This window comes from Pseudomonas serbiensis (genome assembly GCF_030580745.1).
Lineage (GTDB): Bacteria > Pseudomonadota > Gammaproteobacteria > Pseudomonadales > Pseudomonadaceae > Aquipseudomonas > Aquipseudomonas serbiensis.
The window spans coordinates 92,089-114,448 of record NZ_JAUQOO010000021.1 but is presented as its reverse complement, the minus strand read 5'-3'; the positions used below and the strand labels follow the sequence as shown (position 1 = coordinate 114,448).

Here is a 22,360-nt window from a genome sequence, read left to right as displayed (position 1 = left end):
TTTTTTATTTTTTTTTTTGTTGTATTGAATACATATTTTTTTTTTTTTTAGGAAAAAATTATCCCCAAACAACCAACCCGGATAGAAAAAACACCCCCCCAAAAAACCCCGCCACAAATTTTTTTTCAAATCCGGTGAGCCGTTTTCAACCGCTCGCGTGACAGACAGGGAAAGCAACTCTAATCCTCCAGATCAAAGGACTCCTGCATGTCGACCCGATCGCCCCAACTGTCACCACTGGTTCGCACCCTGCGGCATATCATTTTCGGCGCGAGCCTGTCGTTCGGCGGTCTGTCGCTGGCGCATGCCGAAGAAGCCAGGGCTTATCACATTGCCCCAAGCGAACTCGAAACCGCGCTGAACCAGTTTGGGCGGGAAGCAGGCGTGCTGATTTCCTATGGCTCGCAAGTCACCAGCGGCCTGAAAAGCCGCGGGCTGGAAGGTCAATACACAGCCGAGCAAGGCCTGGCCGCCTTGCTGGAAGGCACAGGCCTGCAAGCTCAGGCCGATGGCAATAACGGCTTTACCCTGCAACCGGTCAGGACGGCGGACAGCGGGCCTGTCGAGCTGGGCGCATCGACCATTGTCGGCGACTGGCTGGGTGAAGCTCAGCAGACCAACGTATTCGAGCACCCCGGTGCCCGTGACGTGATTCGTCGTGAAGAATTCGAGCGTAACGGCTCAACCAACGCCCGGGAAGTGCTCAACCGCATCCCTGGCGTCAATGCACCGGACAATAACGGCACCGGCAGCCACGACCTGGCGCTGAACTTCGGCATTCGCGGCCTCAACCCGCGCCTGGCGTCGCGCTCCACGGTCTTGATGGATGGCATCCCGGTGCCGTTCGCGCCTTACGGCCAACCTCAGTTGTCCCTTGCTCCGATCAGTCTGGGCAACATGGACGCCGTGGACGTGGTGCGTGGCGGCGGTGCCGTGCGCTATGGCCCGCAGAACGTCGGCGGGATCGTCAACTTCGTGACCCGCGCCATCCCGGATGCGCCCACCATGAAAGGTTCTGTGCAGACCGAAATCAGCCCGTCTTCCAGCCAGGACGGTTTCAAGAAAACCGGCAACCTGTTGCTCGGCGGTACTGCTGAAAATGGCCTGGGCGGCGCGATTCTGTATTCCGGCGTGCGCGGCAGCGACTGGCGCGAGCATAGCGATACCCAGATCGACGACCTGATCCTCAAGGGCAAATACCAGATCGACGACGCCAACAGCCTCAACGCCATGGCGCAGTATTACGAAGGTGAAGCCGAAATGCCCGGCGGCCTGAGTGTCGCGGACTACGATGCCGATCCATATCAATCCACGCGCCTGAAAGACAAGTTCTGGGGCCGTCGCACCCTGGCCAACTTCGGCTATCGCTACGAGCAGGATGCCCGGGTTTTCACCGCCAACACCTTCTTCACCAAGACCCTGCGCAGCGGTTATCTGGAACAGGGCAACATCGTGACCCTGTCGCCACGCGAGTACTGGGTACGTGGCTTTGAAACCCGTTTTTCCCAGGGCTTCGCACTGGGCGAGAGCTGGCATGAAGTGGGCATCGGCTATCGCTACATCAACGAATCCGGCCATGAAGTGCGCTACAACGAAACCACTGCCTCGCAAATCATGCCCAGCACGTCGAGCACGCAAGACCGCGACACCCGTGGTTACACCGATGCCAAGGCGTTCTATATCGATGACCGCATCGATATCGGCAAATGGACCATCACGCCCGGCATTCGCTACGAGATGATCGACACGGCGCAGTCCAACAACCAGACCAACGTCAAATACCAGGGCGACTACAACACCGCACTGCCGGCCTTGAACGTGCTTTACCACGTGACAGACACCTGGAACCTGTACGCCAACACCGAGGGCTCGTTCGGCAGCGTGCAGTACAGCCAGATGCCTAACCGCGTCAACGGCGGCGAGGTCCAACCGGAAAAGGCGCGTACCTGGGAACTGGGCACCCGCTATGACAATGGCGTGCTGCGCGCAGAGCTCGGTGCATTCCTGATCAACTTCGATAACCAGTACGACACCAACCAGACCGACAACCGGATCATCGCTCGCGGCGAAACCCGTCATCAGGGGATCGAGAGCAGTATCAACTATGCCTTGAGCGACCTGAGCCCGGCGCTGGATGCCTACGAGGTTTACGCCAGCTATGCGTATGTGGATGCAACCATCCGCGAAGACGGCCCGAACAAAGGCAATCGTGTGCCCTTCTCGTCCAGACACAAAGGCACCCTGGGCGTGAGGTACACCGAAGGCCCGTGGAAGCTGAACCTGGACAGCTCGTTCCAGAGCGACCAGTTCGCCGACAACGCCAACACCGTGGCAGAAAGCGCCAGCGGCAACACCGGCAGAATTCCCGGCTACATGCTGTTCAGCACCCGTGCCGCCTATGACTTCGGCCCGAAACTGTCTGACCTGAACGTAGCGGTGGGTGTGAAGAACATCTTCAACCGCGAATACTTCACCCGCTCCTTCGATGACAACAACCGCGGCAAGTACGTGGGTGAGCCACGCACGGTGTATGTACAAACGTCCGTAGCGTTTTAAGGGGGCAGATTCATTCGCGAATGAATTCGCTCCTACTACAGCGCGTAGGAGCGACTTCAGTCGCGAAGAGACTGAATGAGAACCCATTGCATTCAAACAATATTTTTGCTGCGAAATATTTCTTCCATTTAGGGGTTGAATTGTTGGCTCATTGGCGCCAACACTGTGCTTGAGCGCAAACAAAATCGAGCTCCGACAGAAATCGATCAATGAGCCTCACACGAGCAAGCCCTAATAAGGATTAACTATGCAAATCCAGGTCAATAGCGATAATCACATCGAAAGCAGTATCCGACTGGAGGAGTGGGTTCGTACCACCATTGAAAGCACGCTCGAACGCTACGACGAATACGTAACCCGCGTCGAAGTTCACCTCAGCGATGAAAACGGCGAAAAACCAGGTCCGCATGACATCCGCTGCCAGATAGAGGCCCGTCCAAAAGGACACCAACCGATTTCCGTCACCCAAAAGGCCGATACAGTGGATCAGGCCGTTGATGGTGCAGCCGCAAAACTCGATCACGCCCTTGAGCACCTGTTGGGCAAACTGCGCAGCAAACGTGGCGGCGCGCCACTGCCCCAAGACCAGGATGAAGATTCGGTCAGCCCGGACGCCCTGCTGGAGGAAGAATTCCTTGAGAAAGAACTGGAAAAGGAAGTCGCTCGACTGGGCTGATTTCCACTCTCTGACACATTGATCGCGTCACCAAGGGCGGCCCTGAAAAGAGCCGCCCTTTCTGTTTCAGCGCAGCGGCTTCACCACAATCAGCAGGTCAGTGAAACGCTCGATACGGATCGGCAGATTATCGCTCAGCGTGGCAAGCGCAGCATCGGTGTCATCCAGCCGGAACAGACCGGAAACCCGCATTCCTTCCAGCTCTTTCGAGTCGAAATGCACCAGGCCGTGTCGGTAACCGGCCAGCGTTTGCAACACCTCGCCCAGTGGACGGTCATCGACCTTGAGCAAACCGCGTGTCCATGCCGCCGGGTCGCTGTTGCCTATCGAACGGGGTAACTGCACGCTTCCGTCCTTGAGCAAGGCCTGCTGGCCAGTCGCAACTTTCACGACATCTGCACTGTTGGCCCTGGCCGCAATGGCAGACTCCAGCACGCTGACCGTGGTCCCTTCAGGGCCACGACGCACCAGAAAACGTGTCCCCAATGCGGTGATGGTGCCTTGATCGGTGCGCACCACAAAGGGGCGCTGTGCATCCTTGGCAACCTGAACCCACAGTTCACCGCGCAGCAGCTCAAGCTCGCGTTGCCGTCCGTCGAATTTTACATCCAGCGCCGAATCACTATTGAGCTGCACTTCACTGCCATCGGAAAGCAAAAACTCACGACGCTCTCCGACATTCGTGTGCTGATCGGCCATCCAGATCGGCATGCGCTCGACGCTCATCCAGCCGCCCATCAAAACGCCCAGCAGCGCAACGACCTGCAACCCTCGAAAAGAGGCTTTTACCCCCGAATGCGGGAATGTCTGACGCAATGCGAGCCGGGCCGGTTCGCCCGGCAAGTCATCGAAACTGCCCCATAAAGACTGCATGCGTGCCAGCGCCAGAGCATGTCGGGGATCGGCTTCACACCAGCTATCGAAGGCCTGGCGATCAGCCGTGCTGACAGCCTCGTCATTGACCAGCGCAAGCCAGGACGCCGCTTCGCTGATCATCCGTTCGCTGGGTTCGTGCTCATCGCTCACGAGAGATGGCCCGAACCGTGCAGTGTCTTGTAGCAATGCACCATCACGCTGGCCATGTATTGTTTGACCATGCTGGAGGAAACACCCAATTGAATGGCTATTTCGCTGTAAGTCAGACCCTCAAGGCGGTGCAGCAAAAATGCCTGACGCGGCCTGGGAGGCAAGCCGTCGAGCATTTGAGCGATTCGCTCCAGCATCTGCAGCGCGACATGAATGGCTTCGGGGTTCGGAGTACAGGCGTCGTCGGCATGCAGCGCCAGCGCATCCAGATAGGCCCGCTCGATCTTGCGACGCCGGGTGCCATCGATCAGCAAGCGCGTCGCGGTAGTGGCAAGAAACGCTCGCGGCTCCTTGAGGTTGAGCGGTTCGGCCAGCATCAGGATACGCACGAAAGCATCCTGGGCCAGATCCGCAGCACGTTGCGAGCAGCCAATCTTTTTTCGCAGCCAATTGTGCAACCAAAGGTGGTGGTCACTATACAGCTCTGTCATTTGCTGCCGACGACTAGACATGAGGTCGTCATCAGCTGCGGAAAAGTCGCGCATGCGTCAATGCTTCTCAAACACGAAAAATTATCATTAACGCGAAAGATGACAGCAAAACCTGCCATCAGCAAGCACAAGAGAAATCTTGCCGATGGTCAGCCACTGAGAACTAAAGGGACTAATACCCGGTCAACTTATGCAGTACACATAGACAGGTAGACGATATGGATAATCCTTTTCAGATGATCACCGATACCTTTCATCCCGATTACCGGGTGAATCTGAGCATCCAGGGACTGGATGGCAGCATCATGCTGACACTGTCGAACGAAAAGGGCGTAGTCGCCAAGCGCCTGATCAGCGCCGCCCAACGCAACGACCCCGAACGCTTGCGCCGCCTCATAGAAAGCGTGCAATTCGGCATCGCCATCGAGCGAGGCGACAGCGCCCTGAAAATCCTCACCGCCATGACCGATGGCGTCACCCTCAGCCAGTTGCCGATTCTTACGGGCGGTCACTGGCGACCAGACCGCCATGAGCGGACGGCGGGCATTTAAGGTCCTCTGTGTTACTTACGCTAACGAAAATGCCCTGATTGCAGGGCATTTCTTACGGACTTCTCCCTTTCATCCGCGTGAAGTTTCCTAGAAAATCCTATGCCCTTGCGTGGGCGTTTTTGGCTCTCTAGGCTGTGTCGGTCACTGCTCATCAGTGATCGGGTTTAGCAGCCTGAGAGCTTAGTCACGCAAGAGCCTCGTCTATGGCGGCTTTGCGTGGGGCACCTTCGGGTGCGCCGGTTTTGGCTAAGTCCCGGTCTGCTAACCCGCGTCAAAGCTGCCACCTTCAATCGTTTAGCAGCGATTTGCAGGTGGCCTAACGAGGACTTAGCCATGAAAAAAGTAACGCCCGATCCACCGCCGTCTTCTCTCGAAGAATCCCTGCTATACGTCTCCGACCTGCTGCGCTGCGCAGCCGCTACTGCCTACGAATCCGGCGACAGCCTCAACGGCCCGAAACGCGATCTGGCCTTTTCTGTTGTTCATCTGATCGGCATTGCCCGAACCGAACTGGATCGGTCGTTGGAGCGGGTTGAGCCACGGTAAGGCTCACCTTCGTCTCAACACGGCAGGCCCCGTCAGGATAATACGCACCAGATCAACCTGCCGTGTTGTTCCAACCCTGGCAGCAGCAGACTTGAACTGCGCACGCACAGTATGCAGTGAAACCTGCTGGCGCTCGGCATACTCCTGAGGGGTCAGGCCGTTGACCAATGCTTCTGTCAGACGCGCTTCGGCTGGGGTCATGCCATAAAGGTCACGCATCATGTGCGTTAAAGAGCCAATCGTAGCGTTTGGATTGCTGATAAAAATCGCACCGGCACCACGCTCACCAAAGGTCGACTGCCAACGCGGTAAAGCCGTGACGACCAAATCAAGCTGCCTGCCATCAGGCCCACGCAAACGTAACCCTCCGCCCTCTATCTGGTCACTGGTACGAACAGCACACTGCAGAAGTTGTTGCAGACGTGCATCCTGAGCCGCAAGACATGCACAGACGCTATTATCGTCACCAATAGCCAACAACCCAGAACCCCTTGCCAGACTGTGTGCCAGTGTATTGGCGTGCAACACTTCAGTACTCTCATCGACCAGAACGATACCGAACGAACTGCTCTCCAGAACATTGACAGAGGCTTGGGCAAGAGCATCGAGGTGATATAAACGGCGGTGCAAATCAAACGCAGCCTGCATATGAGGCATCAACGCCGCGATAACCTGCATTTCCTGCTCACTGTAAACCCCTGCTTTTCCAGAAAACTCCTCTAAAAACATACCCCAACGACGACTGTCCAGCACGGCATCATAAATACCGTCAATAAGTGTCCCTAATCCTTCAGGCCCGGAATTATCCATAAAATGCCTCATGCGTCACAGTCGTGATATCTATTTGCCACTTTAGCCAATTTTGGGGATGCGCGCCTATTTACGCTTTGACATAACGAGCATGTATTGAGCGCAGCCAAGGGAATATTCATGACGCCATTTATCTGTCAACCATCAAGACTTGATAGGTCGCATACGGGTTAGTCATCAATCGAAAACAGATGAGTACTCAATAAAAACATCTTGTACAGAATATATGATGCCCCTTATCGGCAAGGATGCACTATGCAGTACGATTCGCCGCCCCTTAAAACACTGAAAACGACAATATCTTTATTGCTTGTTTTCAGCACCTCCGGCTGCAGCGTCATCAATATTCATGAAAAAGGAGTACTCGTAAAACAGCACTTCGGCCTCCCCATATATACCCTCACAACCCCGACACCTGACGACTCCGTTTACATTGAAAGCTCCGGAGTCGGCCTTATCAATGGCCCCACAGGCGTATCGCTGGGTTATGCCAAGGAAACGTATCTGACACTTTCAAAAGAACACTGCAGGGCTGTTTTCATCAATCCATCTCCCGAAGCAGTCAAGGAGCTGCGGGCAATACTTGAAGCCGCCAACACTGACCTGAACACCGTATGCATTTACCCTATGCAAGGAGCACGACATGAATAAATACATCCTGACTGCCACCGTTCTTATCAGCGGATGTGCCCCATTGCAACAAGCGCCATTGGTCTATACGTCCAAACAGGTACTGGGCATTGATATTTCAGCACCGACAACTGAGTCGGCAGGTATCAGCTTGAACGTGGGGTTCAAGAATATTGATGCGGCTTATGTGCCTGTTGCGGTATCCAAGGAAACAGGGTCCAAGGATGACACACTTGTCAAAGATATATATGCCACCTATGGCGAAGGGCAAAATCACAGCAACTCAGAAAAAAAACTGACAGCCGAGCAAAAGCCCATCGTAGAAAAAATCAAAGAGATACAATCAGAGAAAGACGAAAAAATTGCCCAATTGAAAACACTGGTGCTTAAATCCGAAAACTACAACACCCTGCTAAAAGCACTTGAAACGGCACCCAAGGGCAGCCTTGTCATCAAAGAAATCAGTAAAAGCATTCAGAAAATAAAACAGTCACCAGAAACAGCTCCCTTAATAAAAGAGAGCATCGAACAAAACAAAAAAGTCGATGAAACTGCCTTAAAAGAATCCGCCGAGGCATTGAAAGAAAACATCTCCAACTTAACAGTCGAAGAAAACAATAAAATAATAGAGTTAAACAACTCCGTCGACATCAAGAAACGTGACGCAATGTCTGTATTCGGCAGTTTCAGTTCCTCCGTAAACGGCACAAACACATCAGGTGTTTCTCAAAACCTTGGAAAAATGTTCTCTACGGGCGTCGCCGCACAAAATCTGACGCAGGGAATACAAAAATACAGCACGCTTGAAAAGTGTATAGAACTCATAAACGCAGCTGCGCAGCCTGCCCAAAAAGATGCAATCATAAAAATGTGTACTGACTGAAACCTCTTAAAGCAGCAGTAGGAGCGGATTCATCCGCGATGACGTCATTGAAGGCGATAAATCTTCTTCAAATGTACGGGCCTCTCGCGAATGAATTCGCTCCTACCAAATGCCCTTAATCAAACCTCGCCCTTCTCCTCCGTCACCGCCCCTTTCACATTACTGAACGGATCAGGAATCTTCGCCGACGGGTATTTGTACGACGCATAACGCACCACCAGAATCGAAATCGCCAGCAGCAGGATGCCGCCGCACAGGTAGATGATTCCGATACTCGGCGGGTTGTGGTGGGAGACGTCCGAGATCAGCAACCGGGTCAGTGCCGTGATGGCGACGTAGATCAGGAAGCGGACGGGCATGTGGTTGGTCTTGAAGTAAATCCCCGTCATCGCACCCAGTTCCAGGTAGATGAACAGCAGCAGGATGTCATCGACCGTGATGTTGCCTTTTTCGACCATCCCCAGAAAGGCGACGACCGATGCCCAGGCAGTGATGGCGCCGATGGCGAACAGTGCCAGGAAGTGGAAGCTCTCCACACAGAGATTCCCCAGCGATTCGGCTTGCGAATGCACTTTTTGCCGCATCTTTTCTGCCCATTTGTTTCCCATGACGCTCTACCTCTGAACCTGAATTTTTACCAACCGGATAATGCTGTATGCACATGACACTCTGCACTGCTGCTTTTTAAAGCAGGAACAGGGCCATAGGCTATGGTTGAGAGCGCGACGGGTTGTCGCAAGGCACACCGGGCAGACAAAAAATGTGTTTTAAGGCCACTATTCAAGGGAAGCGGATTGGCTTATGCTAACCACTGTACAAAAATACAGTATTCATTAAATTTATCGCAAGGGCATGTGAGGTAGTGAATGGCCGTCGAAGTGGTATACCGCAGCAGCCGAGATCTGGAGCGTTTGTTCATGGATAAAGCCGAAGCTGATCGTCATGACAAGATGCTTGAACTCGCTGAGTTGCTGGCAACAGTGTTGAACAAGGCCGTGCCGTCGCTGACGGAAACCCAGGTTGAAGAAGCCGGGATTTACATGGCGAAAAACCGCGACATCTTCGCCCGCGCCTTCAAGAGCCAGCCGGATGCCTTGAATGAGTTGCTGAGTGAAACCGAAGCTGAAACCGAGTGAATCGGGGGTTCGCGAATGAATTCGATCCGTGTAGGAGCGAATTCATTCGCGAAAGATGCAACCTGTTACACCTCCATCACTCCGGCTTCTCCAGCTCATCCACCAGCGCCTTGAAGAAGCGCGCCGCCTCGCCTCCCGTTACGGCCCGATGATCGAAGGTCAGTGACAGCGGCAGGATCGGGTGGATAACAACCTCTCCGTTCATGGCCACCGGCTCTTCACGAATGCCACCCGCACCAATGATTGCGACTTGCGGCGGTACGACAATCGGATTGGCGTAACGCCCGAACAGGGTGCCGAAGTTGGACAGGGTGATGGTTGCGCCCATCATTTCCTGCGGCGGGATGGAGCGGGCTTTTACGTCGGCTCGCAATCGGCTCATGCCCTCTTTCAGGTCAGCCGCCGTTCGGTTGCCCACATCGCGCAGCACCGGTACGAACAAGCCATCGGGTGTGTCCACAGCGATGCCAAGGTTGAGGGTTTCATGCTGTTTGATCGACAGGGATTTGCCGTCAAACCAGCTATTGAGCACCGGTTCCACCTTGCAGGCTTCGGCCATGGCCTTGCCCAAGCGGATCAATGGATCACGGGCCTGCGCCCAGCGATGCAGGTCGGCATCACCAAAGATGGTCACCGGCACCACTTCGGCATGGGACTTGGCCATGTTCAGCGCCATGCTGCGCCGCACACCGCGCAAGCGCTGGCCGCCAAAGCGGTCGCGTTCGATCTGTGCCGCCCGTTCGACATCGGCGCGAGTGATCAGGCCGTTATTGCCTGAGCCAGCCAGGGCATTCAATTCCACACCCAGTTGCCGGGCCAGTTGGCGCACTGCGGGCGTGGCTTTTACGGACAGATGTTCACGGGTCGAAGGCGCTGCACCGACACAGAACTGATCGTCCTGGCTGCCACCACCTTCAAGGCGCCCGACTACGGTGCCCGCATCGCCCTCGCCTTCAAAGGCCATCAGGGGTTCGCCCACATGCAGAACATCGCCGTCGCCGCCAAACAGCTTGGCCACCACGCCGTCATAAGGTGCGGGGATATCGACGATGGCCTTGGCAGTTTCCACCGAAACCACCAGTTGATCGGCATGTACGGTGTCACCTTCCTTGACGTGCCACTGAACCACTTCCGCTTCTTGCAGACCTTCGCCCAGATCGGGCAGTTTGAAATATTTCATCGCAAGCCTCCTTGGGCATCAGGCGAAATCGAGCACGGTGTCGCAGGCATGCAGAATGTCTTCAACTGCCGGGATATAGAGCTGTTCCAGCCGGTACAACGGCGGTGGAATATCCGGGGCAGTGACACGCTGGATGGGTGCCTGCAGATCCATGAAGGCCCGCTCGTAAAGGCTGGCGGCGATTTCAGAACCGACGGCACATGAACGCGGCGCTTCGTGGATGATCACGCAACGCCCGGTCTTGCGCACGGAGGCTTCAAGGGTGTCGAGGTCCAGGGGTTTGACGCAGGCCACATCGATGACTTCTGCCGAAACACCACGCTCGGCCAGCGCACTGGCAGCCTGCAGGGTTTCATGCACACTGGCGCCCCAACTGATCAGGGTGATGTCGCTGCCTTCACGCAAGGTGAAACAGCTATCCAGCGGCAAACGCTTGCCGTCATCGATAAGGGGTTGCGGGTTCATGCGATAAAGCCGGGTCGGCTCCAGGAAGATCACCGGATCGGGGTCGTCGATGGCCGCCAGCAACAATCCATAGGCGCGGGCGGGTGACGAAGGGATGACGACTCGCAAGCCTGGTACGTGAGCGAACATGGCTTCGGTGCTTTCGCTGTGATGCTCGGGAGCACGAATCCCCGCGCCCATTGGCGTGCGCAGGACCATCGGGCAGGAAAGGCGCCCACGGGTGCGATTACGGATGCGGCTGGCGTGGGAAACCAGATGTTCCATGGCCGCATAGATAAAGCCCATGAACTGGATTTCCACCACGGGTTTCAGACCCTGAGCCGCCATACCGACCACCAGGCCACCGAGCATGGTTTCAGCCAGTGGCGAGTCGATCACGCGCTTGAAGCCGAAGCTGTCACGCAGCCCCTGAGTCGCGCGGAACACGCCGCCATTCACGCCGACGTCTTCGCCCAGCACCACAACGTTTTCATCTTCGGCCATGGCCCGGTGCATCGCCAGGTTCACAGCTTCCAGCAGACTGACTTTTTCATTGGCCATGATGATCACCTCCGGCTCGCCGTGCAGCACGTTCCATGAACCACTCATGCTGTTCCGCCAGCGCGGCGGGCCATTTGGCGTAGACGTGTTGCATGACGGACTCGGGAGACTGGGTGCCAGTGCTTTCAAATACTTCTACTGCCATTTGCACCAGGCCCTGACACTCGCTGATCAGGGTCTGCTCGCGCCCTTCGTCCCACACGCCCTGGCTGACCATATAGGATTGCAGCCGTTTGACGGGCTCCTCCAGCCAGGCCTGTTTGACCTCTTCGCCGGAACGATAGCGGGTCGCGTCGTCGGCGGTGGTGTGGTCGCCCAATCGGTAGCTCAGGCATTCGAGCAATACCGGACCTTTACCTTTGCGCGCCCGTTCAAGGGCAATCTGCATGCGGTCGTAGACGGCGACGATGTCGTTGCCATCGACCTGCTCACCATGGAACCCCGCTCCAATGGCCTTTTGAGCCAGGGTCGGCGCGCCGCACTGAATGCGCCGGGGAACGGAAATCGCCCATTGGTTGTTGTTGACGACAAACACCACCGGCAATTGCCAGGCGCCCGCGACATTGAGGGCTTCGAGAAAATCGCCCTTGCTGGTCGCGCCATCGCCACAGGTGGTAACAGCCACGCGATGTTCGCCTCTGATCTTGAACGCACTGGCTACACCGCAGGCATGCAAGGCCTGGGTTGCAATCGGTACGCACAGGGGAAAGTCCTGGGCCACGGCAGGTTCGGCATAGGCGCTGCCTCGTTCGTCTCCGCCCCAGTAAAGAAGGATTTCTTCCATGCGCACGCCACGCATCAGTTGCACGGCGGTGTCACGGTAATAAGGAACCAGTACGTCTTCAGGATGCATCAGGCTGCCAATGGCAACACCAATGGCTTCCTGGCCAAGGGTTGGCGCGTAGGTGCCGATGCGGCCGGTGCGTTGCAGGGCGACGGCTTTCTGGTCGAAAAGCCGTGTGAGAACCATTTGTCGATAAAGGCGGGTCAGCAGGTTGAAATCATCGGCCCAAGGGGGAAGCTCTCCGGTCAAACGACCGTCGGGGGCCAGGTAACGGGTGTACGCAAGCTCGATCTTATTGGACATTCGCTACTCCTATCACGCGGGGTATGCGTGATGATCATGACTCGCGGCTTTTGGCTGCGAAGATCAGGTCGAAAGGCACCGGGATGGTGGGCCGTCATTCGACATTCAACAGGCGTTCTGCCAATTCATCGGCGATACACGCGGGTGAGCGCTTTTCGGCCTGAGAATGGGCATACACCTCCGTCAATCGTAGTCCGATTCGTAAAAGATGCGCGGTGATAGCGTTCTGATTTTCTCCTTTGTGTTTGAGTGCTACATAAATGAGCCCGCCGGAGTTGATGACATAGTCCGGCGCATAAAGAATGCCGCGTGCTTCAAGCTGCTCCGCGACCTGCAGACTGCTCAACTGGTTATTGGCGGCACCGGCCACGGCAGCGCAACGCAGTTGCGGCACACTCTGGCAGTTCAAGGCGCTGCCCAGAGCACAAGGCGCCAGGATGTCGCAAGGCGTGCTCATCAGAGCCTCGCACGCGACAGGGTGAGCACCGAACTGCTCCATCGCCAGTTGCACCTTGCCGCTGTCCAGATCGCTGACCAACAGATCGGCACCTGCCGCATGAAGCATTTCAGCCAGGGCGTAGCCCACATGACCCAGCCCCTGAATCGCAACGCGCAAACCTTCGAGATTATCGCTGCCCAGACGCGCCATGGCCGTGGTGCGAATACCTGCGAAGACGCCCATGGCGGTATAGGGTGAAGGGTCCCCGGATTCACTGGTGCTGGTGACATGGCGGGTATGCAGGGCAATGCAGTCCATATCTTCGCTGGAAGTGCCGCTGTCCACAGCCGTGATGTAACGACCATCCAGGGTTTCAATGAAGCGGCCAAAGGATTCAAAGACAGCAGCACGACTGTAGAGGTGTGGAGGCCGCATGATCACCGCTTTCCCGCCCCCCAGAGGCAAGCCGGCGAGAACCGCTTTGTAGCTCATGCTTCTTGCCAACTGGATAGCATCTTCGATGGCGCTCTCTTCATCTGGATAGGTCATATAACGACATCCACCCAGAGCTGGCCCCAGGCGGCTGCTATGAATCGCGATGACGGCCTTGAGACCTGTCTGCGGGTCGCAAACCAGATGAAGAGCTTCGGTACGTGACCGTTGCATGAGAGCAAACATTTAATAGTGCTCCCCGGTTCTTGTTAATAAAGCGAGTATAGGCGCTACCGGGGAAAGCAACTGACCATTCAGGCATATGCAAGCACCGCTGGACGAAAGCCGCAGCCAGGGTTAAAAAAGGCATGGTTGTGAGTGTTTCAGACGAACGAGCCCACACGGAGTGGCCAATGACTCCACGACAAAATTGCATGGCGTGCCTGCAACGCACACCACCCTCAGTGTTCGAGGCCGCGTTATGGATTTCGGCCGAGCATGAGCCACAGTTCTTGCCTCATCTGGCGACAGAAGAGATCAACCAGTTGCAGCGCCAGCTCAGTGCAGCGCTGCCGGTCTTGCCTGAGTCGGAACTGGCGCAGCCCTTGTTGCGGCAGCTCAACAGCCTTGGGTTCAAGCAGGACGACTGGAACAATCGGCCCTGCTGCACAAGATCGTGCAACGCCGTCAGGGTCAGCCACTGGGGATTGCGCTGATTGCGATGGAGCTGGCCAGGCGCCTGAACATCACGCTGGAGGGCGTCAACTTCCCCGGGCATTTTCTGCTGCGCGTGCCGGGTGCCGATCACCTGCTGGACCCTTGCAGCGGGCGCCGGCTTTATCCCAAGGATTGCCGTGAACTGCTGGTGCGCCAATTCGGGCCGGACATGCAACTGCGGGTCGAGCACATGGCCCGTGCCACCCCCCTGGATATGTTGCAGCGCATGTCACGTAACTTGCGCCATTTGCATCTGGTCAATGACAACTTCATTGCCGCACTCAAGGATGCCGACCGGATAGTCGAACTGGGCCATGCGACCAGCCACGACCACCTGGCTCGCGCCGGCCTGTATCAGACCCTTGAATGCCCGCAGGCCGAACGCTTCGACCTGGAGCATGCACTGCTACTGAGTAACGATCCTGTACAACGGCTCAAGGTGATGGAGAGGCTGAGCCAACTACCGCCCAACAGTGCATTTCATTGACGGCAGGGCCTGATATTTTTACTTGTCAGGCCTCGGAATCAAGGGAGGCCTTCCGAGTTTCTCTGCTTCCTTGATTTTCATCACCTCCATGCTCGTGCCGGTGGTAGCAAAGGTGTACAGGTTCTGCATGACATGGATGGCCTTGACGTAATCGGGCAGCAGAATCTGTGCATAAGGGTCGCCCATCAAGGCCTTGCTTTTCATCTCGGCAATTCGTTCGGCAAAAAACTCCAGAGCATTTATTTGCTTGTCCGGGTTTACAACTTTGCCCTTCTTGTCGAACTCGTCCCCGGTACGGCTCAAGAGCTCTGCCGTGTGATTATCGATCAACCCGCCGTTATAAAGCCTCATACCCGCCCTCGTCAGTTCCTTGGGCGTGATCTGCTCGGGATTGAAGCCCTTGAAAAGCGGCTTCATGCCTCTTTTTTCCATCACCAGCAGGCTGATGGCACCAAAGTTCGTGCTGCTGGCCTCGCTCAGGATCTGGCTGACCTGGGGCGCGTTTATCTTGGGGGCTTCTTTCTTGGGAGGTGCTTTTATAGAAAACTGTGGCAGGTTGCCAACAATAGACTTTGGCATTTGATACTCCTTATTCATCGAGTGGGCACTCTTTGAATATCGGAGCTGGGGAATATCAATTGATAGCCGGATAAAAATCCATCCGCGTCCTACATATGTAATACATATATCTTACATATCAAAAAGAAAAAGCCTTTCTTGCACTTAAAAGGCGCTGAAATGCATGAACATTCCCGCGCCAATTCAATATAAGGGTCTTACCCCAGATGCTTGATGAACTCCGCCAGCCAGGGCTCGGCATCGCTTTCCGGCGTAACGCTTTCGCTCGCATCCAGACGCAGCATTTCCTGCACTTCAACTGCGCCCAGTTCGGCGAACAACTCGCGTATCTGTTCGCCGCCGCCACAGAAAGTATCGCCATAGCTGGCATCGCCCAAGCCAATCACACCGGCGGGCAGGCCTCTCAGGAAGGCAGGCAGACTGTCACGGAGCTGTGAGTAGATGGGCAGGATATTGTCGGGCAGTTCACCCATGCCAGTCGTTGAGGTCACGGCCAGCAAGGCCTGAGGCTCGAAAGCCTGTAACTCGGCCAGTGTGATGCGCGAGTTGTGCAAGGGTTCATGGCCCGCATCGCGCAGAATCGCGCCTGCATGACGGGCAACCTCTTCGGCCGATCCATAGACCGAGCCGGAAATGATAGCGACTCTCATGACAAATCCTGTGGCAGAGTAAAAGAGTCGGACATTATGCCTTATCGATCCGGCCACTGAGTTTGCATTTTGCAGCAGTAGCCTATCCGCTGGACTCCCGCAAAATTTCCGGGAAATATTTTGAACAAAAATGACGAACGGTCAGAACAGAACAGGGAATTTACGGTCTTTCTCCTCATCGTCTACCGGTCCGTACGAGTTCATCATGCAGCCCGATTCCATCCTCACGCAGGCTGAACTGGATTTCATCCAGAGCATGCAGCACAACCCAAGGCTCAACGTACGTGACAGTACGCGCAGCCTGATGGTGAACGGCGGCGTGCAGATCCAGAACCTGCTGACACGTCTGGCGGCCCATGAGCAGGTGACGCTCCACGCACAGTTCGAAGATCAGCAAATGAACTTCCCTCTGCATCTGGTCGAGGATGAGTTTCATGCCTTGCATCTGGAACTCGGCACACCCAGCATCTATGAAGAAGGTCCGCGGGTCCGTCCATGGCGCCTTATCCTCGCGGAGCCCCTTGCACTGGAAACCGAAAAGGGCTCGCTGACTTCACTCTGGATTCATGAGGTGTCTTTCAAGGGTGTCTTGCTTGAGTACCGCAAGCAGAGGAAATTGCCCAAGCAGTTCAGCGCCTGGTTCAATCCACTGGGAAACGCCCCGATTCCGATAAAGGGAACGCTGGAGCGCGTGACTGAAAACGGCATGGGGGCTTATCGACTGAATCAGGACAACAAGGAAGACGCGGAGCGTTTGCTTCGCTACCTGCACAAGCAGCATCAACGCCTGCACCCCACCATGCACCGATAACCTCAGATAGCTTCCTACAGCGTTTTCAGGAACAATCCTTGCTTGTTTTCAAACGAAGCTGACACAGCCCCACCACCCCGGAGCCGTGTCATGTGACTTCCCTACCCGGGAATCTCACTCGTCTATCGGAGATACACAATGTCTACCCATCCCGTCACCTTGATGGTTGCACGCCGCGTTGCCCATGGCCGTTACCAGGAACTCATGACCTGGCTGCATGAAGGCGAACAACTTGCTACCGATTTTCCCGGCTATCTGGGCTCCGGTGTCCTTGCTCCTCCGCCCGGGGACGATGAATTCCAGATCATTTTCCGCTTCGCCGATGCCGAAACCATGCACGCATGGGAGCACTCAGCCTCTCGACGCTCATGGTTGGTGCGTGGAAGCGGGCTTTTTGCCCAGCCTTCGGAGCGCCGTGTCAGCGGAATCGATGGCTGGTTCGGTACGGCTAACCAACGCCCTCCGCGCTGGAAACAGGCCGTGGCCATCTGGCTGGCCTTCTTCCCCGTCTCGCTGATCTTCAATTTCCTGCTGGGGCCGTTGCTCAGTCATCTGGAACTGGCGCCACGCATCATGATCAGCACCCTGATTCTTACGCCGCTGATGGTTTACTGGTTCATTCCACTGTCTACCCACCTGCTGGCCAGTTGGCTGAACAAGATACCTTCCGCGCCTGAAGCGACAGGTAAATCGGTTGGCAGCAATTGAGATAGCGTTGTGTAAAACTCGGGTTTCAAGAGCTTGCCCGCACTCTTGGCATAACTTCAGTTATGCTTGGGCCTTTGAGTCGGGCAGGTTTTATGCTCGAAAAACCTTGAAGCCAACTGCACCGCATGAATAAAACGATCCTTGTAACCGGCGCCAGCCAACGAGTCGGCCTGGAACTTGCCATACGGTTGGCACAGGCAGGCTATAGCGTCATCAGCGTCAGCCGCACTTTGAAAGAAACCTCGCCTCATCCCGATATCGTGCAGTTTCAAGCCGATCTGGGAGTGGAGCAGGATCGTCTGGCGCTGATCGACTACATCAACTCGAACTACGATGGCCTGCGCGCAATCATCCACAACGCCTCGTTGTGGCTGGACGATAGCCTGGAAAACCTGAACACCATGTTCAAGCTCCACGTCGAAGCGCCTTACCATCTGAACCTGGCATTGGGCCAATTACTGGCCAGCCCGGAAAAAACCGACATCATCCACATATGCGATGACACCTCGTCTCGTGGCAGCAAAAGCCATATTGCCTATGCCGCCACAAAGGCCGCCCTGCAAAACATGGTGCTGTCGTTCGCCGAGAAATATGCTCCGGACATTCGTGTAAACGCGATCTTGCCGGGGCTGCTGATCCTAAAACCGGACAGCGATGAGGAATATCGACGCCAGACGCTGAAAAAAGCGCTGCTGCAATTCGAGCCTGGCGCAGAGCCCTTGATCGAAGCCGTCTTCTATTTGCTGGAAGCCCGATACACCACAGGAAGCAGTGTCGTCATCAATGGAGGTCGACACTTGAAGAAAGGGAGATCCGGTGAATGACTCATTGCCTCCCCTTGCCCCCTAGCCAACAGAGTCCATCATGACCGAGCAACAACGCCTCGAACTTGAAGCCGCCGCCTTCCGCCGTCTGGTCGCGCACCTGGACAGCCGCAAGGACGTCCAGAATATCGACCTGATGAACCTCTCCGGTTTCTGCCGCAACTGCCTGTCCAAGTGGTACAAGGCCGCTGCCGACGAGAAACAGATCGATGTCAGCCTCGACGAGGCACGCGAAGTGGTTTACGGCATGCCGTACAACGAGTGGAAAGCCCAATACCAGAAAGAAGCCAGCGCCGAACAGAAAGCGGCGTTTGCCAAGGAAACCAAGCATGACTGATCTGAACACCCTGCGTACCAGCCTCAAGAGCGGCGAACACGCCTTTGCCGATACCCTGGCATTCATTGCGGCGGGCTATGACTATCAGCCTCAAGCGTTCAAGAACGGCAGCGTAGAAAACGCAGCCGGCCAGAACGAAGGCTCGTGCAAGACACTGGGCCTGGCCCTGCTGGAAGGTTTGAGCGACGAAGAAACCCTGCTGGCTTTCGGCGAGCACTACCGCTCGGTACAAGCCACGCCAGAAGGCAACGACCACGGCAATATCCGGGCATTGATCGCCCATGGCCTGGCCGGTGTGAAGTTTGAAGGTGAGCCCTTGAAGCGCAAGGGCTGATAACGCCGTAGGAGCGAATTCATTCGCGAAGATTTTCGCGGATAAATCCGCTCCTACGGGGCAGATCAGAACGAAGCGTTCGCCAGACCGTCCAGGTAACGCTCGACATCCAGTGCAGCCATGCAGCCCGCGCCGGCAGAGGTGATGGCCTGACGGTAAACGTGGTCAGCCACATCGCCCGCTGCAAACACACCTTCCACGCTGGTCGCAGTGGCATTGCCTTCACGACCACCCTGCACAACCATGTAGCCGTCTTTCAAGGCCAGTTGACCTTCAAACAGCGAAGTGTTCGGGGTATGGCCGATCGCGATGAACACACCGTCGACTTTCAGCTCGTCACTGGTGCCGTCGTTGTTCTTCAGGCGAGCACCGGTCACGCCCATGTTGTCGCCCAGCACTTCATCCAGGGTTGCGTTCAGCTTGAGTTCGATCTTGCCTTCGGCCACACGAGCGTGAAGTTTGTCGATCAGGATCTTCTCGGCGCGGAAAGTCTCGCGACGGTGAACCAGAGTTACCTTGCTGGCGATATTGGCCAGATACAGCGCCTCTTCCACAGCAGTGTTACCACCACCGACCACAGCCACTTCACGGTTGCGATAGAAGAAACCATCGCAGGTGGCGCAAGCGGAAACGCCCTTGCCCATGAACGCTTCTTCCGACGGCAAGCCCAGGTAACGAGCGCTGGCGCCAGTGGCGATGATCAGAGCATCGCAGGTGTAGACCGCGCTGTCGCCAGTGAGGCTGAATGGCTTGCCAGCCAGATCCACGGAATTGATGTGGTCGAACACGATCTCGGTTTCAAAACGCTCGGCATGCTCACGCATACGCTCCATCAATGCTGGACCGGTCAGGCCATGGGGGTCGCCCGGCCAGTTATCGACTTCAGTGGTAGTGGTCAATTGACCACCAGCCTGCATGCCGGTGATCAGCAAAGGCTTGAGGTTGGCACGTGCGGCATAGACCGCAGCGCTGTAACCGGCAGGGCCGGAGCCGAGAATAATCACTCGGGAATGACGTACGTCGGACATGACACACTCCTATCGACCGACCGGTTTGCCGCGGTCGGAACGGCTGGATAAAAAAGGACTGCCGATACACTTGGGGAAGTGCTCTGTAGCTCGGCAATCCTGAAAGTTCTGAAACTGCGAGCCCCTGCCGCAGCAACACATTACGCGCTCTAGATGTTCGACGAGGTCTGGTAATCGGCAACGCCCTGAGGGCCAGCCGTCATGCCTTTTCTACCAGCACCCTCATTGATGACTCCATCAAGAGTTGCAAAGGATAGGTCAAGAAAGTGATGCAGAGCCTATCGGGGTGAAGAAGGGTAAGGAAATATCGATTCACAATCCACCTCATAGTCCACTTCTATGCACAACGGCCATGCCGATACCGCTCAATGAGCCGCTGACAGCTCTTTCAAGCGCCCGGCAAAGTCGGTAAGGTCGAGCGTTTTCCATTTTTCGGAGGCTGCCATGCCCGCCCCTGCCCTCACAGGCCCGCAATACCTGAAAGAAGGCCTGAAACTGGTCCTCAGCCCTGGCCTGCGCCTGTTTGTCCTGCTGCCGCTGAGCATCAACCTGGTGCTGTTCTGTGGCCTGATCTATCTGGCCCTGCATCAGTTCGGCATCTGGGTCGATGCTTTCATGCCGACCTTGCCGCACTGGCTGAGCTTTCTGAACTACATCCTCTGGCCGCTGTTCGTGGCACTGGTGCTGTTTATGGTGTTTTTCACCTTCACCATGATAGCCAACATCATCGCCGCCCCCTTCAATGGCTTTCTATCCGAGAAAGTCGAAGCCGTGATTCGCGGCAAGGATGAATCACCTGACTTCAGTTGGGCCGAACTGGCGGCCATGATCCCCCGCACACTGGCCCGCGAGGCTCGCAAGCTGGGCTACATGCTGCCGCGCATGCTCGGGCTGTTCATTCTGTCCTTCATCCCGGTGGTCAACCTGATCGCCGCCCCGCTCTGGCTGCTCTTCGGGATCTGGATGATGGCTATCCAGTACATCGACTACCCGGCGGACAACCACAAGCTGGGCTGGAACGAAATGCTCGACTGGCTGAAAAGCAAGCGCTGGCAAAGCCTGAGCTTCGGCGGCATCGTTTATCTGGCGTTGCTGGTACCGATGCTCAATATCCTGATGATGCCAGCGGCAGTGGCTGGGGCGACGTTGTTCTGGGTGAGAGAACGCTGATTTTTACAGGAGCGCATGGATGCGCTTCTGAAACCTATAAAAAGAAATATCCTACGCAATGAAAAGAACACGCTTTAACCCCCCCTATAAAACAACTAAAAAAACCACTGGCAATACATTACCGCCATGGGAAAAACCTTGCCGTGATATCAATATAAAACAAGCTGTAGGATCTTTATGTAGGACACTTATTAAAACCCTTTAAACACTAAGCATCGCCCACCGTCAAAAACAAATTATAAAAACTGGCACCCTCTTTGCTCTCCTGCAATAAACCCACAGGAGGCAACACCATGGAAGTCAAAACAAAAACTGCCGCAACACAAACCGCTTACAAACCTGCCGCGCTGGAAAAAATGCCAGAACCGCGCTCAAGCCGTTTTGCCCAGGTTTTCAGTGACGTTAAAAAAGCGGCACAAGGCCCCGGCACGGCAATCATTCCCTCAGCCGCAACGCTGACCCGTCTGGTGCAACCACGATCCACTTACTTCCTGCAGAACATGAGCCCGGAACAAAGGAAGTCCGCCGTCAACGACAAAGACTTCGAGCCCAGGCCGGCAGCGCTGGAAAGAGTGACTAGCCAGCAGAGCCGTCAACTCAAGCACGATGCTGTTTAACCTGAGCGGAGTCGGAAAATGCAAACTCATACCGATTCGCCATTTCCCAATGTCACCTGCTTGGGCCCGCGATCAAAAGCCACGGCTACTGCGCAAACTGAAGAAGGGATGTCATTCAAGCAAGTGTTGGATGCGACTCAGAGCGAGGGTTCGATAGTCAGTCAAGGAAAAAGAGACACGTTTCCCAGGGGATCAACATTCCGGTCTGAACTCCTTGACGAGGCCGGCAGGGACCCGACTCAAGCAGCAAAAATGGCATATGAGTACGCTTATAACTCGTTGGTATTTGAGTTATTTGATGTTACTGACTACCCAATCATCCGCTATACCACAACCGGCCAGATAGTCACTGACAAAACAAGATTGTATTTTGCAAAAACGATGTCTTCAGTGCAAAAGCTTCGCGGAGAACTTTACAAAACAGAGCTTTTTAAAGGTACACCACCTGCGAAAATCCTGGAGAAAATCTTGGATTTCAATGACAGCCTTCCTCAAAAATTTAAAGACATGGCCCATTGGTAGTTTTCACTCTATAGAACTATATAAAACGCGAATCATGTAGGACCGGATTTATCCGGGAAGGCGTTATGTCTACAAAGAAAGATGTAATGAATATACAGGCCTCTTCCCGGATAAATCCGGTCCTACAT

The 22,360-nt window shown here is 55.4% G+C and carries 25 protein-coding genes and 2 pseudogenes; 16 read left to right on the top strand and 11 right to left on the bottom strand.

Going from position 1 to position 22,360, the window contains the following annotated elements; translation table 11 throughout:
* Positions 1 to 207 precede the first annotated feature (207 nt).
* Entirely contained in the window at positions 208 to 2,556 is a 2,349-nt protein-coding gene (gene fecA / locus Q6A51_RS23060; protein WP_304575811.1) for a TonB-dependent Fe(3+) dicitrate receptor FecA, read from the top strand.
* Positions 2,557 to 2,803: 247 nt separating this feature from the next.
* Positions 2,804 to 3,232, top strand: a complete 429-nt coding sequence (locus Q6A51_RS23055; RefSeq protein WP_025258680.1) for an HPF/RaiA family ribosome-associated protein — start codon at positions 2,804 to 2,806, stop codon at positions 3,230 to 3,232.
* A gap of 66 nt (positions 3,233 to 3,298) precedes the next feature.
* On the opposite strand, the gene Q6A51_RS23050 is transcribed toward Q6A51_RS23055, so the two are convergent.
* The gene (locus Q6A51_RS23050; protein ID WP_304575810.1) at positions 3,299 to 4,258 is read right to left on the bottom strand and encodes a FecR family protein; all 960 of its coding nucleotides are present in this window, start codon (positions 4,256 to 4,258) and stop codon (positions 3,299 to 3,301) included.
* A complete protein-coding gene (locus tag Q6A51_RS23045; protein WP_200986434.1) occupies positions 4,255 to 4,803 on the bottom strand; it encodes a sigma-70 family RNA polymerase sigma factor in 549 nt (182 codons plus the stop codon). Before Q6A51_RS23045 ends, Q6A51_RS23050 begins: the two co-directional genes overlap by 4 nt.
* A 164-nt stretch (positions 4,804 to 4,967) precedes the next feature.
* Here Q6A51_RS23045 and Q6A51_RS23040 point away from each other — a divergent pair, with 164 nt between their 5' ends.
* Both Q6A51_RS23040 and Q6A51_RS23035 read left to right on the top strand, forming a co-directional pair.
* Positions 4,968 to 5,300, top strand: a complete 333-nt coding sequence (locus tag Q6A51_RS23040) for a DUF3509 domain-containing protein (RefSeq protein ID WP_095067160.1) — start codon at positions 4,968 to 4,970, stop codon at positions 5,298 to 5,300.
* 333 nt (positions 5,301 to 5,633) lie between these two features.
* Complete coding sequence (locus Q6A51_RS23035; protein ID WP_095067161.1) at positions 5,634 to 5,846, top strand: DUF6124 family protein; 213 nt, start codon at positions 5,634 to 5,636, stop codon at positions 5,844 to 5,846.
* A gap of 3 nt (positions 5,847 to 5,849) precedes the next feature.
* Here Q6A51_RS23035 and Q6A51_RS23030 read toward each other — a convergent pair whose 3' ends face one another.
* Entirely contained in the window at positions 5,850 to 6,656 is an 807-nt protein-coding gene (locus tag Q6A51_RS23030) for a helix-turn-helix transcriptional regulator (protein WP_304575809.1), read from the bottom strand.
* 255 nt (positions 6,657 to 6,911) lie between these two features.
* Between Q6A51_RS23030 and Q6A51_RS23025 the strand changes: the two genes are divergently transcribed.
* Complete coding sequence (locus Q6A51_RS23025; RefSeq protein WP_304575808.1) at positions 6,912 to 7,307, top strand: hypothetical protein; 396 nt, start codon at positions 6,912 to 6,914, stop codon at positions 7,305 to 7,307.
* Complete coding sequence (locus Q6A51_RS23020) at positions 7,300 to 8,169, top strand: coiled-coil domain-containing protein (RefSeq protein WP_304575807.1); 870 nt, start codon at positions 7,300 to 7,302, stop codon at positions 8,167 to 8,169. The genes Q6A51_RS23025 and Q6A51_RS23020 overlap by 8 nt, the downstream gene beginning before the upstream one ends.
* 119 nt (positions 8,170 to 8,288) lie before the next feature.
* On the opposite strand, the gene Q6A51_RS23015 is transcribed toward Q6A51_RS23020, so the two are convergent.
* Positions 8,289 to 8,777, bottom strand: coding sequence for a phosphate-starvation-inducible protein PsiE (locus tag Q6A51_RS23015; protein WP_025258669.1), 489 nt, complete (start codon positions 8,775 to 8,777; stop codon positions 8,289 to 8,291).
* Between the two features lie 258 nt (positions 8,778 to 9,035).
* Here Q6A51_RS23015 and Q6A51_RS23010 point away from each other — a divergent pair, with 258 nt between their 5' ends.
* Positions 9,036 to 9,305, top strand: a complete 270-nt coding sequence (locus Q6A51_RS23010; protein WP_304575806.1) for a YebG family protein — start codon at positions 9,036 to 9,038, stop codon at positions 9,303 to 9,305.
* A gap of 76 nt (positions 9,306 to 9,381) precedes the next feature.
* On the opposite strand, the gene Q6A51_RS23005 is transcribed toward Q6A51_RS23010, so the two are convergent.
* From Q6A51_RS23005 to Q6A51_RS22990, 4 genes are all read right to left on the bottom strand, one after another.
* Positions 9,382 to 10,485 (bottom strand): dihydrolipoamide acetyltransferase family protein, encoded by a 1,104-nt coding sequence (locus Q6A51_RS23005; protein ID WP_201006597.1) that lies wholly within the window; start codon positions 10,483 to 10,485, stop codon positions 9,382 to 9,384.
* Positions 10,486 to 10,503: 18 nt separating this feature from the next.
* Positions 10,504 to 11,490, bottom strand: a complete 987-nt coding sequence (locus tag Q6A51_RS23000; RefSeq protein ID WP_025258666.1) for an alpha-ketoacid dehydrogenase subunit beta — start codon at positions 11,488 to 11,490, stop codon at positions 10,504 to 10,506.
* Positions 11,480 to 12,577 (bottom strand): pyruvate dehydrogenase (acetyl-transferring) E1 component subunit alpha, encoded by a 1,098-nt coding sequence (pdhA, locus tag Q6A51_RS22995; protein WP_304575805.1) that lies wholly within the window; start codon positions 12,575 to 12,577, stop codon positions 11,480 to 11,482. Before pdhA ends, Q6A51_RS23000 begins: the two co-directional genes overlap by 11 nt.
* 94 nt (positions 12,578 to 12,671) lie before the next feature.
* On the bottom strand, positions 12,672 to 13,694 hold the full coding sequence (locus Q6A51_RS22990; protein WP_201020018.1) for a Leu/Phe/Val dehydrogenase: 1,023 nt from the start codon (positions 13,692 to 13,694) through the stop codon (positions 12,672 to 12,674).
* Between the two features lie 167 nt (positions 13,695 to 13,861).
* On the opposite strand from Q6A51_RS22990, the pseudogene Q6A51_RS22985 reads away from it, so the two are divergent.
* Positions 13,862 to 14,652 (top strand): annotated as a pseudogene (locus Q6A51_RS22985) (SirB1 family protein).
* Positions 14,653 to 14,670: 18 nt separating this feature from the next.
* Here the strand turns inward: Q6A51_RS22985 and Q6A51_RS22980 are convergent.
* Together Q6A51_RS22980 and Q6A51_RS22975 are read right to left on the bottom strand one after the other, a co-directional pair.
* On the bottom strand, positions 14,671 to 15,231 hold the full coding sequence (locus Q6A51_RS22980) for a hypothetical protein (protein ID WP_201020020.1): 561 nt from the start codon (positions 15,229 to 15,231) through the stop codon (positions 14,671 to 14,673).
* A gap of 197 nt (positions 15,232 to 15,428) precedes the next feature.
* Positions 15,429 to 15,881 (bottom strand): flavodoxin, encoded by a 453-nt coding sequence (locus Q6A51_RS22975; RefSeq protein WP_201006592.1) that lies wholly within the window; start codon positions 15,879 to 15,881, stop codon positions 15,429 to 15,431.
* A 205-nt stretch (positions 15,882 to 16,086) separates the two neighbouring features.
* Here Q6A51_RS22975 and Q6A51_RS22970 point away from each other — a divergent pair, with 205 nt between their 5' ends.
* The 5 genes from Q6A51_RS22970 to Q6A51_RS22950 all read left to right on the top strand — a co-directional run bounded on the left by Q6A51_RS22970 (position 16,087) and on the right by Q6A51_RS22950 (position 18,895).
* Positions 16,087 to 16,692 carry a hypothetical protein gene (locus Q6A51_RS22970; RefSeq protein ID WP_201020021.1) on the top strand — a complete coding sequence of 202 codons (606 nt, stop codon included), beginning with the start codon at positions 16,087 to 16,089 and terminating at the stop codon, positions 16,690 to 16,692.
* A gap of 138 nt (positions 16,693 to 16,830) precedes the next feature.
* Positions 16,831 to 17,400 carry an antibiotic biosynthesis monooxygenase gene (locus Q6A51_RS22965; RefSeq protein WP_201020022.1) on the top strand — a complete coding sequence of 190 codons (570 nt, stop codon included), beginning with the start codon at positions 16,831 to 16,833 and terminating at the stop codon, positions 17,398 to 17,400.
* Positions 17,401 to 17,525: 125 nt separating this feature from the next.
* Positions 17,526 to 18,224 (top strand): dihydromonapterin reductase, encoded by a 699-nt coding sequence (gene folM, locus Q6A51_RS22960; RefSeq protein WP_201020023.1) that lies wholly within the window; start codon positions 17,526 to 17,528, stop codon positions 18,222 to 18,224.
* Between the two features lie 40 nt (positions 18,225 to 18,264).
* Positions 18,265 to 18,561, top strand: coding sequence for a DUF1244 domain-containing protein (locus Q6A51_RS22955; RefSeq protein ID WP_025258657.1), 297 nt, complete (start codon positions 18,265 to 18,267; stop codon positions 18,559 to 18,561).
* Complete coding sequence (locus tag Q6A51_RS22950; RefSeq protein ID WP_221577978.1) at positions 18,554 to 18,895, top strand: HopJ type III effector protein; 342 nt, start codon at positions 18,554 to 18,556, stop codon at positions 18,893 to 18,895. Before Q6A51_RS22955 ends, Q6A51_RS22950 begins: the two co-directional genes overlap by 8 nt.
* A gap of 65 nt (positions 18,896 to 18,960) precedes the next feature.
* On the opposite strand, the gene trxB is transcribed toward Q6A51_RS22950, so the two are convergent.
* Positions 18,961 to 19,923: a thioredoxin-disulfide reductase gene (trxB, locus tag Q6A51_RS22945; protein ID WP_304575804.1), complete on the bottom strand. Its 963-nt coding sequence runs from the start codon at positions 19,921 to 19,923 to the stop codon at positions 18,961 to 18,963.
* Positions 19,924 to 20,324: 401 nt separating this feature from the next.
* Between trxB and cysZ the strand changes: the two are divergent.
* From cysZ to Q6A51_RS22930, 3 genes and pseudogenes are all read left to right on the top strand, one after another.
* Positions 20,325 to 21,093 (top strand): annotated as a pseudogene (gene cysZ, locus Q6A51_RS22940) (sulfate transporter CysZ); the annotation flags it as partial.
* Positions 21,094 to 21,386: 293 nt separating this feature from the next.
* Positions 21,387 to 21,710 (top strand): hypothetical protein, encoded by a 324-nt coding sequence (locus tag Q6A51_RS22935; protein ID WP_304575803.1) that lies wholly within the window; start codon positions 21,387 to 21,389, stop codon positions 21,708 to 21,710.
* Positions 21,711 to 21,728: 18 nt separating this feature from the next.
* Positions 21,729 to 22,232 (top strand): hypothetical protein, encoded by a 504-nt coding sequence (locus tag Q6A51_RS22930; protein ID WP_304575802.1) that lies wholly within the window; start codon positions 21,729 to 21,731, stop codon positions 22,230 to 22,232.
* Positions 22,233 to 22,360 lie beyond the last annotated feature (128 nt).

Coding starts and splice junctions, on each gene's coding strand:
- Q6A51_RS23035 (WP_095067161.1), top strand. CDS start 5,634: ATGAAAAAAGTAACGCCCGATCCACCGCCGTCTTCTCTCGAAGAATCC.
- Q6A51_RS22955 (WP_025258657.1), top strand. CDS start 18,265: ATGACCGAGCAACAACGCCTCGAACTTGAAGCCGCCGCCTTCCGCCGT.
- Q6A51_RS22975 (WP_201006592.1), bottom strand. CDS start 15,881: ATGAGAGTCGCTATCATTTCCGGCTCGGTCTATGGATCGGCCGAAGAG.
- trxB (WP_304575804.1), bottom strand. CDS start 19,923: ATGTCCGACGTACGTCATTCCCGAGTGATTATTCTCGGCTCCGGCCCT.
- Q6A51_RS22990 (WP_201020018.1), bottom strand. CDS start 13,694: ATGTTTGCTCTCATGCAACGGTCACGTACCGAAGCTCTTCATCTGGTT.
- Q6A51_RS22970 (WP_201020021.1), top strand. CDS start 16,087: ATGCAGCCCGATTCCATCCTCACGCAGGCTGAACTGGATTTCATCCAG.
- Q6A51_RS22950 (WP_221577978.1), top strand. CDS start 18,554: ATGACTGATCTGAACACCCTGCGTACCAGCCTCAAGAGCGGCGAACAC.
- Q6A51_RS23015 (WP_025258669.1), bottom strand. CDS start 8,777: ATGGGAAACAAATGGGCAGAAAAGATGCGGCAAAAAGTGCATTCGCAA.
- Q6A51_RS23010 (WP_304575806.1), top strand. CDS start 9,036: ATGGCCGTCGAAGTGGTATACCGCAGCAGCCGAGATCTGGAGCGTTTG.
- fecA (WP_304575811.1), top strand. CDS start 208: ATGTCGACCCGATCGCCCCAACTGTCACCACTGGTTCGCACCCTGCGG.
- Q6A51_RS23000 (WP_025258666.1), bottom strand. CDS start 11,490: ATGGCCAATGAAAAAGTCAGTCTGCTGGAAGCTGTGAACCTGGCGATG.
- Q6A51_RS22930 (WP_304575802.1), top strand. CDS start 21,729: ATGCAAACTCATACCGATTCGCCATTTCCCAATGTCACCTGCTTGGGC.
- Q6A51_RS23055 (WP_025258680.1), top strand. CDS start 2,804: ATGCAAATCCAGGTCAATAGCGATAATCACATCGAAAGCAGTATCCGA.
- Q6A51_RS23005 (WP_201006597.1), bottom strand. CDS start 10,485: ATGAAATATTTCAAACTGCCCGATCTGGGCGAAGGTCTGCAAGAAGCG.
- Q6A51_RS22965 (WP_201020022.1), top strand. CDS start 16,831: ATGTCTACCCATCCCGTCACCTTGATGGTTGCACGCCGCGTTGCCCAT.
- folM (WP_201020023.1), top strand. CDS start 17,526: ATGAATAAAACGATCCTTGTAACCGGCGCCAGCCAACGAGTCGGCCTG.
- pdhA (WP_304575805.1), bottom strand. CDS start 12,577: ATGTCCAATAAGATCGAGCTTGCGTACACCCGTTACCTGGCCCCCGAC.
- Q6A51_RS22935 (WP_304575803.1), top strand. CDS start 21,387: ATGGAAGTCAAAACAAAAACTGCCGCAACACAAACCGCTTACAAACCT.
- Q6A51_RS23025 (WP_304575808.1), top strand. CDS start 6,912: ATGCAGTACGATTCGCCGCCCCTTAAAACACTGAAAACGACAATATCT.
- Q6A51_RS23020 (WP_304575807.1), top strand. CDS start 7,300: ATGAATAAATACATCCTGACTGCCACCGTTCTTATCAGCGGATGTGCC.
- Q6A51_RS23030 (WP_304575809.1), bottom strand. CDS start 6,656: ATGGATAATTCCGGGCCTGAAGGATTAGGGACACTTATTGACGGTATT.
- Q6A51_RS23040 (WP_095067160.1), top strand. CDS start 4,968: ATGGATAATCCTTTTCAGATGATCACCGATACCTTTCATCCCGATTAC.
- Q6A51_RS23045 (WP_200986434.1), bottom strand. CDS start 4,803: ATGCGCGACTTTTCCGCAGCTGATGACGACCTCATGTCTAGTCGTCGG.
- Q6A51_RS22980 (WP_201020020.1), bottom strand. CDS start 15,231: ATGCCAAAGTCTATTGTTGGCAACCTGCCACAGTTTTCTATAAAAGCA.